The sequence below is a fragment of the Flavobacterium amniphilum genome, assembly GCF_023634845.1.
Lineage (GTDB): Bacteria > Bacteroidota > Bacteroidia > Flavobacteriales > Flavobacteriaceae > Flavobacterium > Flavobacterium amniphilum.
The window spans coordinates 1-17,226 of the sequence record NZ_JAMLJL010000030.1; the positions used below are offsets into that span (position 1 = coordinate 1).

At 34.5% G+C, this 17,226-nt stretch carries 17 protein-coding genes; all 17 read right to left on the reverse strand.

Annotated elements, in window-relative coordinates:
* Positions 1 to 62: 62 nt before the first annotated feature.
* The gene (locus NAT51_RS19200; protein WP_250601653.1) at positions 63 to 5,270 is read right to left on the reverse strand and encodes a hypothetical protein; all 5,208 of its coding nucleotides are present in this window, start codon (positions 5,268 to 5,270) and stop codon (positions 63 to 65) included.
* Positions 5,271 to 5,278: 8 nt separating this feature from the next.
* Positions 5,279 to 5,884 carry a hypothetical protein gene (locus tag NAT51_RS19205; RefSeq protein ID WP_250601655.1) on the reverse strand — a complete coding sequence of 202 codons (606 nt, stop codon included), beginning with the start codon at positions 5,882 to 5,884 and terminating at the stop codon, positions 5,279 to 5,281.
* Positions 5,868 to 6,440: an OmpH family outer membrane protein gene (locus tag NAT51_RS19210; RefSeq protein WP_250601657.1), complete on the reverse strand. Its 573-nt coding sequence runs from the start codon at positions 6,438 to 6,440 to the stop codon at positions 5,868 to 5,870. The genes NAT51_RS19205 and NAT51_RS19210 overlap by 17 nt, the downstream gene beginning before the upstream one ends.
* A gap of 271 nt (positions 6,441 to 6,711) precedes the next feature.
* A complete protein-coding gene (locus NAT51_RS19215) occupies positions 6,712 to 6,942 on the reverse strand; it encodes a DUF7336 domain-containing protein (RefSeq protein WP_250601660.1) in 231 nt (76 codons plus the stop codon).
* A gap of 102 nt (positions 6,943 to 7,044) precedes the next feature.
* Positions 7,045 to 7,611 carry a hypothetical protein gene (locus NAT51_RS19220; RefSeq protein WP_250601662.1) on the reverse strand — a complete coding sequence of 189 codons (567 nt, stop codon included), beginning with the start codon at positions 7,609 to 7,611 and terminating at the stop codon, positions 7,045 to 7,047.
* Positions 7,612 to 7,795: 184 nt separating this feature from the next.
* A complete protein-coding gene (locus NAT51_RS19225) occupies positions 7,796 to 8,140 on the reverse strand; it encodes an RHS repeat-associated core domain-containing protein (RefSeq protein WP_250601664.1) in 345 nt (114 codons plus the stop codon).
* A 375-nt stretch (positions 8,141 to 8,515) separates the two neighbouring features.
* Entirely contained in the window at positions 8,516 to 8,974 is a 459-nt protein-coding gene (locus tag NAT51_RS19230; protein ID WP_250601666.1) for a hypothetical protein, read from the reverse strand.
* A 21-nt stretch (positions 8,975 to 8,995) separates the two neighbouring features.
* Positions 8,996 to 9,961 (reverse strand): RHS repeat-associated core domain-containing protein, encoded by a 966-nt coding sequence (locus NAT51_RS19235; RefSeq protein ID WP_250601668.1) that lies wholly within the window; start codon positions 9,959 to 9,961, stop codon positions 8,996 to 8,998.
* Between the two features lie 139 nt (positions 9,962 to 10,100).
* Complete coding sequence (locus NAT51_RS19240) at positions 10,101 to 10,661, reverse strand: hypothetical protein (protein ID WP_250601670.1); 561 nt, start codon at positions 10,659 to 10,661, stop codon at positions 10,101 to 10,103.
* Positions 10,633 to 11,496 (reverse strand): RHS repeat-associated core domain-containing protein, encoded by an 864-nt coding sequence (locus NAT51_RS19775; RefSeq protein WP_317245808.1) that lies wholly within the window; start codon positions 11,494 to 11,496, stop codon positions 10,633 to 10,635. The genes NAT51_RS19240 and NAT51_RS19775 overlap by 29 nt, the downstream gene beginning before the upstream one ends.
* 146 nt (positions 11,497 to 11,642) lie before the next feature.
* Positions 11,643 to 12,086 (reverse strand): hypothetical protein, encoded by a 444-nt coding sequence (locus NAT51_RS19250; RefSeq protein ID WP_250601674.1) that lies wholly within the window; start codon positions 12,084 to 12,086, stop codon positions 11,643 to 11,645.
* A 19-nt stretch (positions 12,087 to 12,105) separates the two neighbouring features.
* On the reverse strand, positions 12,106 to 13,002 hold the full coding sequence (locus NAT51_RS19255) for an RHS repeat-associated core domain-containing protein (RefSeq protein ID WP_250601676.1): 897 nt from the start codon (positions 13,000 to 13,002) through the stop codon (positions 12,106 to 12,108).
* Between the two features lie 322 nt (positions 13,003 to 13,324).
* Complete coding sequence (locus tag NAT51_RS19260; protein ID WP_250601684.1) at positions 13,325 to 13,975, reverse strand: hypothetical protein; 651 nt, start codon at positions 13,973 to 13,975, stop codon at positions 13,325 to 13,327.
* A 93-nt stretch (positions 13,976 to 14,068) separates the two neighbouring features.
* A complete protein-coding gene (locus NAT51_RS19265) occupies positions 14,069 to 14,824 on the reverse strand; it encodes a hypothetical protein (protein WP_250601686.1) in 756 nt (251 codons plus the stop codon).
* Positions 14,825 to 14,870: 46 nt separating this feature from the next.
* The gene (locus tag NAT51_RS19270) at positions 14,871 to 15,710 is read right to left on the reverse strand and encodes an RHS repeat-associated core domain-containing protein (RefSeq protein ID WP_250601688.1); all 840 of its coding nucleotides are present in this window, start codon (positions 15,708 to 15,710) and stop codon (positions 14,871 to 14,873) included.
* A gap of 312 nt (positions 15,711 to 16,022) precedes the next feature.
* A complete protein-coding gene (locus NAT51_RS19275; RefSeq protein WP_250601689.1) occupies positions 16,023 to 16,382 on the reverse strand; it encodes a hypothetical protein in 360 nt (119 codons plus the stop codon).
* Entirely contained in the window at positions 16,364 to 17,197 is an 834-nt protein-coding gene (locus NAT51_RS19280) for a hypothetical protein (RefSeq protein WP_250601691.1), read from the reverse strand. Before NAT51_RS19280 ends, NAT51_RS19275 begins: the two co-directional genes overlap by 19 nt.
* Positions 17,198 to 17,226: the final 29 nt, after the last annotated feature.

Here is a 17,226-nt window from a genome sequence, read left to right on the forward strand (position 1 = left end):
TCCTCCTTATGCTTTCAAAATTAATATATCTTTTTTATTTACAAAACTATTTTTAAGGCTTTTTACAAATTTTTGTATTTCGTCTTGTTTTCTGACGAAAGCTTGAAACCGCCCGTCAATCCATTAGCCTGATCGTCAAATACTTCAACATACGTTTTAACCAAACGACCTGCTTTATCATACCAAAACTGTGACCCAAGACCATTATTGCCAATCACAAAAACGAGTTCATCACGTTCATTATATACATAACCGGTAGCCGATGAAGTAATTGGACGGAGCATGATATCGTCATAACTTACCGTAGTCCCTTCTTTACTGGTCAAGGAAACTTTTTCAGCAGTACTACCGTTAAGAGTCAGGTAATGTGTTTTAAGTATCCAGTCTCCGGCTTGCTTGCTTGGGCCATTAAAGGTATCTATTGTACCATTAACCAAAACCCTTGCATCTGAAGCATTGTCTTTATGAACCCACACATTCAGCTTATACTTACCTGCTTTATGCCCTTGCCCATCTTTAATTAAATCAATATTCAGTTTGGAAAGACTGCTTAAGGTCACACAATAATTACCCGTATGTGATTTTGCATTATCTCTGCCGGTGCCTTCAAGGTACATTCCAGGCTCAAGCCAAACACCCTGACTATCAATATTTTCAAGACCTGAATAATACAACTCGTTATATTTTGCACTTCCTTCACAAATTACTTTTGTATCAGAAACCCCCATTTTAGAGGCCACATAAGTGTCACTTATAACATTCTTAACTTCTAAAGGAACTGAGTAATGATTATATCCGGTTATCTCTGAAATTTGTCTCCATTTCAATGGTTGTGAACCCACACCAATGGTCCAGAAATCGTTATCAACGTTTTGGTTATAATCCTGAAAAATACCATTATTGTCCCTTACTCCATCCCATACAATGATTTTGTGCTTGCGCCAGATTTTTTCTTTATCTGTTGCAGGTGTTATCTGACTTCCATCAACATCTTGATAAATCCATTCATTACTCCAGGTCGTGATGCCCACACCCGTTTCTTTCCATGGTTTAATTGCATCTGTCGGATCATAAATATAAGAATACCCTGCAGCTGTTTGTGAAAGCATGTTACGGTTATTGCTGTTATCAATTTTAGACCCCATCTTACCATATTTAACATAAGCCGGCAATGATTTAGATTTAAAGCTTTTACCTCCAACTATTTCTGTTCTGGTTTCCAAAGGAATACCCGTTAAGAAATCATACTTATCAAAATAGGATTTAACAATCTGACCACCACTCTGGCTCTCTACCGAGGCCAAAACAGAAGGATATTTAACATCCCCCACAGACATCGCATAATACTCGGCACTTACAATATTACTTGGCGTAACATCTCTGTAAATTGTATACTTAGTCATAAAAGATTCCTGTGCAACGCCGGAAGTACCGTCTGCATCAAGATTGGTTTTGTAATTGAATTTCTTGCTGTTCAGCAATTGATTTTCCTTATTATAATTTTTAACCGAAACCAGATTACCGATAGTAGCCAACCAGTTCTCAATTTTAAAACTTTTAAGTAAAAGCTCATGATTCCTTGTATTACCGTTCTCAACATAATTGAACGGTATTTTATCATCTTGCTTCTTTTTAATGTACAACTTATCACCTAAGTTAAAAATTGAATTAGGATCATCAGCTGTATTACCAAACGTATTAAACTGGTACTCGGCCGTATTGATCAACTTCCCGTTTGCCCCATAATCCTGTACGGCTACATTTTGATACAATACATTTGCTCCCGGCAAAAGAGAAGCATAAGGCAAAACTACCTGATATTTGAAAGGCACATAAGATGTCGAACCGGAAGAAACATAATTAGCGTCTGATTTGTTTTTACCGGAACCGGGTGAGTTATAATAATACTTCTGTTGACTTGCTATTTGTCCGTTATTTATAACTGCCAGGCTTTTCACACGCAATCCGCCGCCGCTTCCCTTGCCAGGTGTCTTAGTTGATGCTAACTTATAATGAAAATTAACATCATCGTTATCATAATCATTTCTCCAGGCCGGACATTTTCGCTCTCCGGAATTCCTCATAATAACACCATCGAGATTTCCACTACTGATATGCCTTACATCATCAAGTGAAAAGATCCGGTTTAAAATCCAGTACCGGTCTTGATCTATAAAATCCCAATAAGCATTTGAATCAGGAAGTTCAAATGTTGCATAATCATCGGCAACATCCGTAACGTCTGCAAGAACATTCTTCAAATCCAAACGCGCTTCCCTGGTGTTGTTACCACCGCCATACTTACTCTTACGGCAAATAAACATATCCAGACTGGTTTTACCGCCTACTGTAAAATAATCCCTGAAATTGGTAAAATCATCAATAACATTATCTTCCAAGTGGGTATTCCTTGTAACTTTAAATACAAGTTTGTTGGTAGTCGTATTCTTGGTGATTGCAAACCGTATTCCTTTTGAAAACAAACGGGAAGACATTACACCCACATTGGAATAATCGTCCGTCTCATATTCGATATTAACCTTACTCCCTAAAGGATTCCTGATTTCACTTAAACTCCAGGCCTCTGGATTCGTTTTATGATAACCCCAATCATCTTCCTGTCCAGCATCAAATGGAGTACCGGCAGATTTGTATGCGAATTCATAATCCGGTAAATACTTTTCACACTCTTTACCTAAAAAACTCAACTTTTGCAAAGTTAAGTTACCTTTATTGACTGCTCCTGAGGTATTACTACCTGGCTTAATCGGGTAATTGGGATCATAGATCAAATCAACCTCTTTGACAACTGCATCCTTATAAGTAACACCTGTCAAATCATTAACATCCAATACATTCTGACTGCAATGTACATCTATTTTCCGTAAAGGATTATCGTTACCGGTATAAGTTCCGTCAAGATCATCATGCCAGGATGAATTAAACAAAGCATGTGTAATCTTAAAAGCTCTGGTTGTTTTAGATGAATAAGCTTCAGTCTCCAGCTGACTGACTAATCCCTGACCGGCTGCCTTATTCAAGTTCACCGCATCATTTTTTACCAATAGTATTTTATCCAGCCTCAGGGAATAATGCTTTGGAAAATCCATGTAAACATAATTTTTCCTGAATCCTTTATAATTAATAACATTCCAGCTCTGATACGTTTTAGGTAGATTATACATATCCGGATGAATTTTCCATATTTGATCATTTGGATTTTCTTCCTTACAACTTTGAAATTCATTGGAAGAAATAACATTAGAATTCTCCAGTTTATTAAAACTTTGTAGTGAAGCCGCTTTTGCCTTATACTTTTTCAACTCTTTCCCAACAGCATCTTTCCGTATACTTTTAACAAAATAAGCTGTATGGGTTCTGGTTTTTATGGCATCAAGATAGTAAACTTGTTTCCGGCCACGGTAGTATTCGGAACGGTCAGGATTATTCATATCTCCTTTAACCAACTCATCCTGTCCCGAATTGGTTTGCCAGATATACCCGTCAGACCATTTTCCATATTCCAGTTCAACCCAGTAACCATAATCACCTTTATCCAGTTTATTATCGTTATTAATATCTACATAATCCGGACCGGTAACAGCCGTTAACAACCAGTCGGTAACATATGGCTCATCTCTTTCATTTTCATAGAAATTATCATCTTCATTAACCCCTGCCTTATAATTTTTATACCAGGACTCAAAATTGATTACCGGTAAAGAATAATGATAGGTCTTTCCGTCTATATCAGTAATCTTAAATCCACCAATAGACTCCGGCAAATAAATTTCAGCATTGGATCTGTTAAGATTTTTAGATTCAATAAAGTTTAATGATGCTCCTGAAGATAGAATTTGCTGATTGGTTAAAGCTTCAACATATTTACCTGTTCTTTTCCGGTTACCTACTTTGGTTGCATTCCCGTCTGGTGTTACATTTTCATTGTAAAGACTGGAAGAATTTGTCTTTGAAAACTTAAATGCACGAAAAGAAGGACTACCGGATATAGTTGTTTCACGACTCAAATCTCTTACTATATTATCTCTGTCAATTCTAAGAAAAGAGGAATTTTGACCTTCAAATTCAAAAAATAATTTTGAATTCAATTTCATATCCAAATCTATAATATCTCCATTGTATTTACCAAAAACAGCAACCTCATTATAATCTAAATTTGCATAAGCCTTAAGATTATTTGTCAGCCTGAATTCCTCATTAAACATCGATGAAATTCTACCGCTGATACCTTGTGCGTTAACAATAAACTTATCCTTACTGGGCAATAAAAAAAGGTCATTTCCTCGCTCCAGCATTTTATCATCCAAAAAATTAAGCATGTTACCATCAGACAAAACAACACGCGTATTATCAAAATTTTTAGTATATTCTTTATTTAAAAACGAAAAAGAGGTCGAAAACGGATTATCAGCGTACAATCCCCCTGAATAAACATTTGTAAACTGTTTGAATAAATTATAGGAAACACGTCTGTGTCCAAAATAAACATAACCAATACCGTATGACAAAGCAAATGATTTCTCAGATGAATTTATATTATAATCATCCACAGTTGCAGATCCGCTCATGTTATTAAACCCCATCCCTTGGCTTGATGCTCCTGTAGAACTCATGTTGCCTGTTTTTTTGAAGGTTTTTAATGAAAAATCCGCAAAACTTTCCATTTCATCTTCAACTGTATTGGCATAACCCATGGTAAAACCGGTTCCACCACTACCTCCAGTAAATGTTCCCACTGCAGGGCCATACCCAAGAGTAACACTTCCTCCAAAAGTCCTGTTACTTCCCCAATACGCACCCAAACCCGCCGTTATACCGGCAATATTAGCCCCAAGACCAATATTATACATATCCAGTTCCTGTCCTTTGTCATACACAAAGCCGTGATCAATACCGAAAGACATGTCATCAGCATAGCCGTTCACAAAACGGTTTATAGCTCCTGGATTAAGGGACCAACCCATACCAACCCATGAAGCTTCCTGATCCATAGCCACACCTGCTTTATATGACAATGCCAAAGGATAACCTCCTTCAGGCGATGGCACATTCAATAGCGGCATTACATAAGATAAATCGCCAGTTGCCAGATTGACCATATCTGCCGCATCAACCGGTTCAAAACTGGCCGCTTCAAAAGCATTGGGTCCGTTATTTGAAGCATACAGATTAGCAGGCACCAACGTAGGTAAAAAAATCATTAAGAAGAACGTAGCAATTGTTCTTCTGAATTTTTGATTTGTATTCATATATTATATTAAAATCGTAATTGGGGTTCGTCTTTCAGCTCGCTGGTTTTGACTTTGAATTTTATTTCACCGGTATCCAGTCCTAAATCTTCAATCGTGAAGTTCAGATACTCTTCCTGCATGAATTTTTCATCTCTCGGGTAGACAATCATTAAAGTAGTGGCATCAGTCATGCCGTACATACGCGGATAAATGAAATCGGCCATGGCCAGTGTATCTTTCTTCGGAGTAAACAAATGTACTTTTTCTTCCATTCCGAATGCAAGATCATTAACCATCTGCCCGAAGCGTTCTTTATCACGCGCCAGTCCGTTTAGCAATTCCTGATTGTTCTTTGACATGGACAAATTGAAGTAAATGTATTTGCCATATTGTTTTCGGAGATCTTCTACCTGTTTATCAGTATACTTATCGGACAACTCTTGCTTAACCAGTAAATCGGTAGGACGGTATTGCAATGTATAATCAACTCCGTTCACCGTTTTTTTGTACTGATATCCGTTATCTTCATCAGTGATAAAAGCAGTCATTTCTTCCTGCGAATCAAATGATTTTCCGCAAGAAGAAATGAATAATACGCAAAGAAAAAGTAAAATACTATTTTTTACCTTCATACTCTGCATTCAAACCTTTTAATACATCTTCGGTCAAATCACTTGACTCATCAGCATACATGATGTTTCCGCCACCGCTTGCTCCGAAAATGATTTTGTAACCGTGTTTTTTTCCGTATTCTTTCACGTAATCATTGATTTCATTGATTACGGTTTGTGTAATTTTCTTATCCTCTTCCTGGATTTGTTTTTGGATTGCTTCCTGATATCCGTTGATTTGCTGTTGCTTGTTACCTAACAATTCCTGCTTCAACTTCAATTCTTTTGGAGATAAAGAGGCACGCTCTTTTTCGTAAGCTTTCAATTCATTTTGCCATCCGGCTACCAAAGAGTCAATATTAGCCTTCATGGTAGCTGCTTTTTTATCGAATTCAGCTTTGGCACCAGCCGTTCTTTTATATCCTTGGATCAATTTATTTACATCAACATAAACTAAATCCGAACTGTTATAACTCTTGAACAACCCGAATAAACTCAACAATAATGCCGCTGCACCTAAAACAACCGGTAATCTTTTCCCTGTCATCAATCCTTTCAGAAAGCCTAATTTTTCCATTATACTATTTTTTGCGCAAAACTAGTTCTTCTTCAAAACATTCGCAATTGCATCTGATTATTTTTTTAATATATTTTTGACTACAAAATTTTTCACAAAAAAGGAAAGCAAAATTCCATTTTATCTATTTTCCGGTTCAAAAACTCGAATCATTCTCAAAAGCCTTAGGCATATTTTCAAAAACTAAAAACCTTGAAAGGATAGTACCTCCCAAAAGCAGCAACAATACATAAAACTTTGCCTACAAAATAATTTCTTATCATTATTCCTTTTACACAATAGCATCATCCCAACCGACAAAACCGGTTTTCCATTCAAAATCATCCAATTTATTTTCACTGATTTTGAAACAATCAGCAGCATACTTATTGAACCCTGGCAGATCCTTTAAAAAAAGAATGGCTTCTTCCGCTTTTACAATACTGCTGAAAATACCGATAAATTTTATTTCTTCAGTCCCGAGATAATCATAAATATGTTCTAAAATAAAAACTTTTTCCATAACGGTATTTTCCCATAATTGTTCGTAAAGGATAAGCTCTCCATTCGGTTAGCATCTTTCAAAAATCAAAAGATCCTGATAAAACCTAAAATAAAAATCCCTTTAATTAGGAACCTCATCAAGATCAAAACAAACAATTGTAAAATGATTCATCAGTTTCAATGTTTTTCTGTCTATTTCATAAATATGGTAAGTGATCCAACAATATTTTTTTTTATCGTAATGAGACATATTTTTAAAATAAACTTTATCTCTTACATTTAATTTTTTTATTATTTGATTAACATAAACCTCACCATTACCATAAGCAGTATCTTTTGTAAGCTTTAACAAAGCCCTATCTTTATCATACCTGACCACTGCATCATCAATACTAATATAATTAGCATAACTTACCCCCCAATCATAATCGTAACTTTCGATTAAATAAAAAGTTTCCTTTTTACTTTCAAGCATTTGCTTTTTATTATCCAGAAAAGTTTCCAGACGCAACTTGATATTTCTGTTTTTAACTACCCTGAATGTATCTCTCTCAATCTTTTTAGGCTTAAAAGCATATCCTATTTTGCTTTCAGCTTCGATTTGACTTGCCAAACTCTTCAGTTTTCTATCATAAACTGAACAGGAATAAAAACTAAGCAAAATCAGTAAAACTATTATTCTTTTCATTTACTACAATTACATTTTTTAGCATTTAAATAATTTCAGCATTTGTAAATTTCCCGAAAGACAACCATTTAAAGCCTCAGGAAATCATACAGGCGATTGCATGTCAGACAATAAAATCCCGAATAAAGTGCAAAAAAACACTTCTTTAATAAATAATCCCGGCATATGACCGAGATTATTTTGTTTATTTTTCAAAAGCGTTATTCAATGCACTTGTTATATCTCTTTGGTATTCATCACCTCCTTGACAATAATTATTCTTGACAAAATCATTAAATACCTGATAATCTAAATTCTGCCAATCACTTATACTACTACCTGTAATATATCCTTCCTCAGTAGGAAAGAAAACGCAGCCATCCTCAATTGGTGGATCTTCCGGCTCACCATCCATTCCCCCATCCGGATCTACCCTACTAATCGGGTTATTCCCCATCCCAAGATAAGGCGAGAAATACTGCCCCATAGGATCCACCGTCAGCCATCTTCCCAATCGTCCGTCCCACAAGCGTAACTCGAAGGCTTCCATTCCGGTTTACCTCACAGACTCTTATTTACATAAGTGTTCGGTGAGTGCTCCGCAATTCCGGGTCTTTCTACCTCACTGTTTCATATTTTCAATAGGAGTTCGGTGAATACTACGTATTTCCTGTCCATGGAAGACATAACGGTAATTGGTATCAGTAATTTGCAATTTAAGCAACGGCATTCCGAAAGAACGTAAAGTAAAAATAATATTTAATAAAAATCCCGGCATATGACCGGGATTATTTTATTTATTTTTCAAAAGCGTTATTCAATGTACTTGCTATGTTCTTTGGTGTTCGTCTCCATTTATTTAAAAAGCGTAATTAGATGCACTTTTTATGTCTCTTTGGTATTCTTCTCCTCTGGACATTCTAACTTATAACGGTATAAATCTTTCGTTACAAAAATTTGCAAATTCAATAGAATTATTTGGTGGAGGTTCCTCTGATGTTATACATGCAATTGACGAACTTAAATAGTTTTTTATCTCATTAAACAATTCAACACTATTTTTAGAATTAAGTTCATTTCCTTCTATTGCCACCCCAATTATCATTTTTCCATCATCTGTAAAGTGCACACTAAATTGTCTTATTATGGATTCCTCATTTTCATTCTGCCAATAAATATCATATTCATAATTTTGATTTTCTTCTAAAAAGATTAGCAATTCTTTATCAGAAGTAAAGGTTCTTTCAGTAAAATTTGAATATTGAGGAACAGGGTATTCGTCAGTAGTCTCTTTTTTTACAATAGTATGATTTCCAATAAAATTCAAAATAAGTTTAGATTCTCTATTGTTTACTAAATAATATGATTCAATATATTGTGGCATAAAAATTATAAATTTTGATTATTACATTTTTCCAACACTAACAAATTTACCATCAAGGGTTTCATAATAAAAATATCTTTGCCCATCAATTACAGGTTCCGTTCTATTAACAGTAGTTCTAACTCCTTTAACTAGTTCTTTAGATCTAAAAAAGCCATTTAATCCAGCATTCCGAATTCTAGAAACTTTAAAATTAAACATAACTTGAAGTATGGTACCTTTAGTTTTTTGAAAGTTTGGAAGTCCAAGTTCTGCAAAGTGTCTTGTATAACTATGTTGAAATGCCCTTTCTTCATTCTTCGCCATTTTAATCCAAGGCGTAAGATGTCCTGCCCACTCATACTGAAAATTTGCAACTTTTTTTACTTTACTAAAGGAAGAACCTATACGTCCTGTTCCTAAACCTGAACCTAGTAGTCCATATTCTGCACCTGCTTTATATACATTCCCAACTTGTTCACTATAAAATTCTCTAAGTTGTTCATTAAACAATCTACTTTCTTCAGGAACTTGTAAAAGTGGACGAATATTTTCATCAGCCCACGCACTTGTAAAATTTCTTAAATCCTTTAACCAATTATCTTCTCTTAAATCCTTTAACCAATTATCTTCTCTTAAATCTTGCAGCCAATTTCTACTTAATTTGTGACTACCTTGAACAGCAATATCAGGTAATGAATAACCCATCTCAGCACCATCCTGCTGCGGACCATATACTCTTACAGGTTGCGACTGCGCAGCCGTGGTAAACAAAGGTGGATCTCCATCCATCCCCCCATCCGGATCAATCCTACTAATAGGATTATTACCCATTCCTAAATAAGGCGAGAAATACTGTCCATAAGGATCCACCGTCAACCATCTCCCTAATCGTCCGTCCCATAAACGCAACTCAAAGGCTTCCATTCCGGTTTCAGGATCTTTCTCCTGTCCTTGGAACGCGTAGCGGTAATTGGCATCGGTGATTTGCTGGTTGGGCAACGGCATCCCGAAAGAACGTAAAGCAAAAATACCTCTTTAATAAATAATCCCGACGATAGCCGGGATTATTTTGTTTATTTCTCAAAAGCATTATTCAATGCACTTGTTATGTTTCTTTGGGGTTTATCACCCGTGTTACAATAGTTTATTTGGGCTGGGAACCAAAACTCTCAAAGTAAATATTATTCTCAACTTCGAAAACATCTTTAATAAAATTCAATTCTATTAAATAACAAGCACTTGAATGACTTAATCTTCGCGATTCTTCCAAATGTAGCTGTTCTAATTTAGTGTAATTCTTTTTTTGTGCCAATTCAAATACTTCATCATAAAATGCCTTTTCATACTTATTCATAACGTATAAGTTTTCAACCATATCGGTTTTAGAATTATAGACATAATAGCTTACCTTACCATCTACCATTATTGCCGAAACCATAATTCTAAGAGAATGTTCAAGTGAATAACTTTCAACAATATAGTATTTTTTATCAGACATTGGTTCTTTTAAAAAATGACTAAATAATTTTTTCCTGCATTCTTTTATAAAAACAGATTTTTCACTTCTGGAATTGGCAAATTTCCTACCCTGAATTTGATTAACCTGCTTTAATAAGGTAGCTTCTAAAGTTGATGAACAACTTTGAAAAAACACCAAGCTAAGAAAAACAAAAGCCCTAATTACCACAATCACATTTTTGTTCATTTCCATTTGAGTCTATCCAAATACTTTGAAATAATTGATTAATTAACAATGATTTAGAATTAGTAACATCGTAAAAGTTTCTTAACTCTAAATTTAACCTTCCTCTATACATGTTTTCTACTGCGCTAGCAAATCTTTCTTGATTACTCATTACATTATTTGGTTTTCCTTCTTCATTACTTTCATATTCATACCAAGGTTTTCGAGATGATACTTTATTCATATTATCAAAAGCGTGCCCAAGCTCATGAGCAACTGCAATTACAGTGGGTCTTTTTCTTTTTAATTTTTCATCATACTTATTCATCCCTTTTTTAACAGATGAAATACTCGGCGAGAGATTAGGATTAATAAATATTTGGTCTCCTGAAGTATAATTATCCTGGTCAGTATAATTTATTCCATACTGCTCATTTTTACTATCTATCATATCCTTAATTAATGTAGCTGTTATAATTCCTGGACCTCTTTTCACAGAGTCGCTAAAGGGAGCATCAGATAATTCCAAAGTTCTTATACTCTTCTTCATTTCAATTAAAAATGGATCATTTCCTGAGTATACTTTTTTATCCGTCATACTATACAGTTCACCATCTCTATATGTATAAGATTCAACATTAGGCGCATTAACAACTATTTCACCACCGTTAATATCAATATACTTCATAGGATTATTCCCCATACCAACATAAGGAGAATGAAACTCCTTCATAGGGTCAACAGTCAACCATCGTCCCAATCGTCCATCCCACAATCGCAACTCGAATGCTTCCATTCCGGTCTCCGGGTCTTCCTCCTGTCCCTGGAAGGCATAACGGTAATTGGCATCCGTGATTTGCTGTTAGGCAACGGCATCACGAAAGAACGTAAAACAAAAATACTTTTTAAATAAATAATCCCGGCTGGTTGCCGGGATTATTTATTTCTATTTAAAAACAATATCAAGTAGCTAATCCAGTATCTTTTGGTGATCTTCATCCTTCACCTCAATTCAATTTCGTTAAATGGATATATTTCTGAATTTTCATCACTCAAACCATGCTGCAAAAACATAATTGTTGCCGAATACTTTATTAAAATCTGATCAAGTAATGAATCACTTAAATTTGAAACTTTATTACTTTTACAAAAAGCAACAAATTCTTGAGGCCATTTAAATCCAAATTTTTCATAATAATAATTTAAATCAGCACTCCAGATCCAATAACCATCAGTTCTTAATGTCCTAAAATCACTTATGGTATTCTTCTCAAAAATATCATAATTAGTATCAAGTAAAATACTGAAATAACCTGATTCATCTAAGTATCTTGACAATCCTCTATCAACAGGCTCTATATGCTCAAAACACTCTTTAAGATAATCATCCGTCACCACATAAACATTTAGTACTGTTTTATTTAAATTAACGATAATCCGTTTCATTTTATATTATTTATTATATTTATGGTGTAACCAAATCAAACATAGTAGAACCGTCTAAAAATTTATAATAACCTTTACCTACTAATATTTCAGCTTCAGAAAATTGAATTCTAACCCCTCTCTTCTTTGCCAATAATTCCATAGCACGTCTATTTTCACCGGCTCTACAAACCCACAATCTAACATTTCCTGTTACACCTTTTTTGGTAAGTAATCTGTTAAATTGATAAAAATTCAGTTTTCTAAACTCTGAACCATGCATAACAAAATCCGTATAACCAGGGGCCAAATTCCTATAGCTTGCGATATATCCCGAAGCTAAAGAAACATCTGGTCCGGCACCTACAACTGCTAAGGTAACCCCTCCTGCCTCTACTGTAGCCTCTGCTGCAACACGAGTAAGCATCGATCTACCAATTAATAAACTTGAAGCAGCACCTCCGCCTATTTTTGCTTGTAATTCATATAAAGGACCCAGTTTTTCATGAAGAATATCATGATTATCTTTTCTCGCTTTCGAAAACTCTTCCCTAATAGGATCTAGTTCACTAACTATGGGCTGTCTAATATTTTCATCGGCCCAAACACTGGTGAAATTTCTTAAATCCTTTAACCAATTATCTTTTGCCAAATCTTGCAAAAAGCTCAAACTTCTTCTGCCTTCAACAGCAACCATTGGCAAATCATAACCCATGTCAGCACCATCCAGCTGTGGTCCATATACCCTAACAGGCTTATATCCAGCTGCAGCCGTAGTAAACAACGGCGGATCTCCATCAGCTCCTCCATCCGGGTCAATCCTACTGATAGGATTATTACCCATTCCTAAATAAGGCGAAAAATATTGCCCCATTGGATCCACTGTCAGCCATCTTCCCAATCGTCCGTCCCACAAACGCAACTCAAAGGCTTCCATACCGGTTTACCTCACAGGCTCTTATTTACATAAGTGTTCGGTGAGTGCTCCGCAATTCAGGATCTTTTTACCTCACTGTTTTATATTTTAATAGGAGTTCGGTGAATACTACGTATTTCCTGTCCCTGGAAAGCGTAACGGTGATTGGCATCAGTGATTTGCTGGTTAGGCAACGGCATCCCGAAAGAACGTAAAACAAAAATACTTTTTTAATAAATAATCCCGGTTAATGGTCGGGATTATTTTGTTTATTTTTCAAAAGCGCTATTCTATGCATTTGTTATGTCTCTTTGGTGTTCGTCTCCCATAAATAAACACATCCTCATGACATTTTTTTATCACAATATTCAGAAATACTAAATTTTCCTGAATTTAATGCCTCGTAGAAATCTTCTTTATTATCGAATAATTTTTCAACTTCATATGGATCATGAATCATTCCAAATACAGCACCTTGAGTATCAACTGATAAATAATTACCATCTTTCAAGTCTTTAATTACATAAAAAGAATCCTTAGGAGTTTCAATTTTAAAAGTATCATTTACATCCAATAAATCTGCTATATTTAAAGGAATATCTCCTAATATTCTTTTCAACTCTTCTAAATCTTTATTCTCAAAATGTTTTTCAAATAATCCTGAAACATCTGTTTTTGTAATGTCATAAATATCCAAATTAATATTTTCAACATAAAACCCTATCAAAATACCCTCAGAAAAAGACATTATAAAATCCTCATACTTTCCTGTTCTTGAATTAAAAATCTTAATCCCTTTTATTTGAAAATAAGCTTTAACCTTTTTGTTTTGATATTCATTTTCAAGCTCTGAGTTCAATAAAAAACTATACCAATCTTTAAAATTTAAAGTATTTGGTTTATAAGAAATTAAAAAATCAGCATTTAATTGTTTTTTAATAAACTCATATTTTTGAGGTAGTTCCTCAACTATTGATAAAAAAATTGATCTCAATTGTACCAATCGGCTTAATATTCTTTTTCCTTTTAAAAAAGTTAAACATATTATCAAATTACTGGCTTAATATCATTTTCATGATCGCCACCGTTATCGAGGTAACAATAGCCTCAAATAATACTTATAACTTGATTCAAAATCAAGTCTCGCTTTTTCATGAAACTCAACTCTATCGATATTTGAAAATCCACTTTGAATTAAATCGGCATCTATCAATTGTATCAAAACTTCCTGAATATCAATATCAATGCTTTTCTTTTTTAGCAATTCATCATTTATCAACTTAGTTGTATTCAACTTAAACCCACTAGTATCTTTTATATATGGAATATAAAACGGATTCAAACTATATTGCTTTTCAAAAAACCATTCTCTATTTAAAACTCTTCTGAAAGTCTCATCTAACAAAATTGACAAAATAGGAACTAACTCTTTTCTTTCCTTTATTTTTTTTCCTCTCAAGATTACATTTAATTTAGATAAAAAATTATTTGAAAAGTTAAAATCAAATTCTAAACCCATTTCCTTCTCAAAAATTTTTTCAAAAAAAACCAGATCCTTTTGAATATTTATAATATGACCCCTGTTTAATGAATAAAAATTATCATCGTTAGTTAAAATTGGAAAAGAACTGTTTTTTATCATGAAGTTCAAGTCATTTTCTTTGAAAACCAAAAGCCCTTTATAATTTGACTGAGCAATCACAAGAAATGTATCATCATTTAAACGTTCTATAACAGCATCATTAAAGTCTAATTGCTTTAAAAACTGACCTGATTTATGGTGACTATAATCAATCACTTCTTTAGGTTCTAAAATTTTATACCCTTTACTTTCTTCTTTCATAATACAGGAAAAATTAAAAAATAGAACAAAACTGATCAAATATTTTTTAGTACTTAACATAATCTCCCAAAAAACTCATGTTGTGAAAACTTTTTCCATCATCTCTAACATCTGAATTCATATAATATTGTATTTCAAGTTTACCATCACTAATTCTACCTTTAGCTTTTACATGAGAAATCACTAACTCATCATGAACTTTATAAGAAGCACTTATGACAGACCAAGATATAGAAACATTTGAAGTGGTTACAAAAATCAACTGACCTCCATATTTCTTAATTAATGGATTTCTGCCCATTGCATCTATATGACCCGCAATTTGTCCTTGGCTAGTTGAATTATAAATATTACCATTTTTTGCTTTTACTTCTACCCAAATTCCACCTCTAACATTAACATCAACAACTGGACGTTTCCAAAACATTGGAAAACCGTTTTGATTCCTTGGATATTCTACATGTCTAAAATCGCCTAATCCATCAGGAACAACATTCCTACCCCGGGATTCAGAATAATAGGGCGTTGAATTAGATCTATAATTGACTTCACTTAAATTTGAAATAGCATATCTATTCCAAGCTCCTTCAAATTTTTTCCCTACTAAATTCTCAATTTGTGGATCTGAAAGTCCTTTTCCGTAATTTTCTTTAGTATAATTAAACAGTTGACTTTTAGTCAGCCATCCCCAATCACTACCTATAAAATCAAATTTTTTGAAGGCACTAAAATCTTTGTATTCAAGATCATGTCCCCCATCCGGATCAATTCGGCTAATCGGGTTATTCCCCATCCCTAAATAAGGCAAAAAATATTGCCCATAAGGATCCACCGTCAGCCATCTTCCCAATCGTCCGTCCCAAAGTCGCAACTCAAAGGCTTCCATTCCGGTTTACCTCACAGGCTCTTATTTACATAAGTGTTCGGTGAATACTACGTATTTCCTGTCCCTGGAAGGCATAACGGTAATTGGCATCGGTGATTTGCTGGTTGGGCAACGGCATCCCGAAAGAACATGAAGTAAAAATAATACTTTAATAAAAAATCCCAGCTGGTCGCCGGGATTATTTTGTTTATTTTTCAAAAGCATTATTCAATGCACTTGTTATGTCTCTTTGGTGTTCGTCTCCAACTATTGTAAAAAGCTGGTGTAATATAATTATCATGTCCGCTACCATCTTCTTCAAATATAATCTTATTACTGATTTTTATTTTTTTTATGCTCAAACCATTTATCCCATTTTAATAAATAATCTTCCAAATTTAATTCCCAAAAAGTTGGTGAAATACAATATGCAGAAATTTCTTCGGCTAAATTTGAAAATCTATCCTCAAACACCTTATCATCTTCAAATTTATCTGATTCTTCATAATAAATTTCATCGATACATTCAATTAAATCTTCACGTTTCAAACCATTAATTTTAAAACAATTAAGCCATCTAAATAAAGAAATCACATATCCTTTAAACTCTTGATCATCTAAATTTTTTAAATTTTGATACGACAATTTAGACATTAAATCCATCTTAATTTTTTCTACTTCACTTGTTTCCATAATGGCGCGGTTAATTGTATTGTGGTCTTAAATTCTTTAACTGTCATTGTCCTACCAGGCCCTATTGCCCATTCACTTGGTCCATGATCACCACCTTTTGGATGTGCATATAACCCAAGAGCAGACAAATGTGTATACTTAATTCTAAATAAAACAGTTGTTTTTCCTTGAAAAGGCACAGAAGGAGGAATTTCCCCATAACCATAAGTTACCGATAATCCATTTTTAAATCCAATGTCAACCTTATCGTTAGAACTCAAATAATCTACATCTTTCTCCCTTAATCCCAATGTATTTAAAGACTCTCCCAATTCAGGGATTCCTCCCACTGACCTCATATGTCTATATAAGTACATTTCCTTCGGAGGACTATCATCTTCTGGTGTATCACTAACAGCTAGCAAAGGCGCTAAAACCGCAAAACTCATTGCAAGTCTGCTCATTAAAACACCAAAAGCCTCAGAACCAAATGCCCCTGATGCAACTCCTTCAGCTGTAGCTGCTCCACCAATACCTTCAGCAATTGCTAAAGAAGAACTACACACATAAGCATCTACAGCAACACCTTCAATAATATATGACAGAACACTTGCCGCTGAACCAGGTGCATATTCTGTACTTTGTCTAACCAACTGAGCATTTCCACTCAATATCGGCGGTATCTGTGGATCACCATCTGCTCCTCCATCCGGATCAATCCTGCTAATAGGATTGTTACCCATCCCTAAATAAGGTGAAAAATACTGCCCATAAGGATCCACTGTCAGCCATCTTCCCAATCGTCCATCCCACAAGCGTAACTCGAAGGCTTCCATTCCGGTTTACCTCACAGGCTCTTATTTGC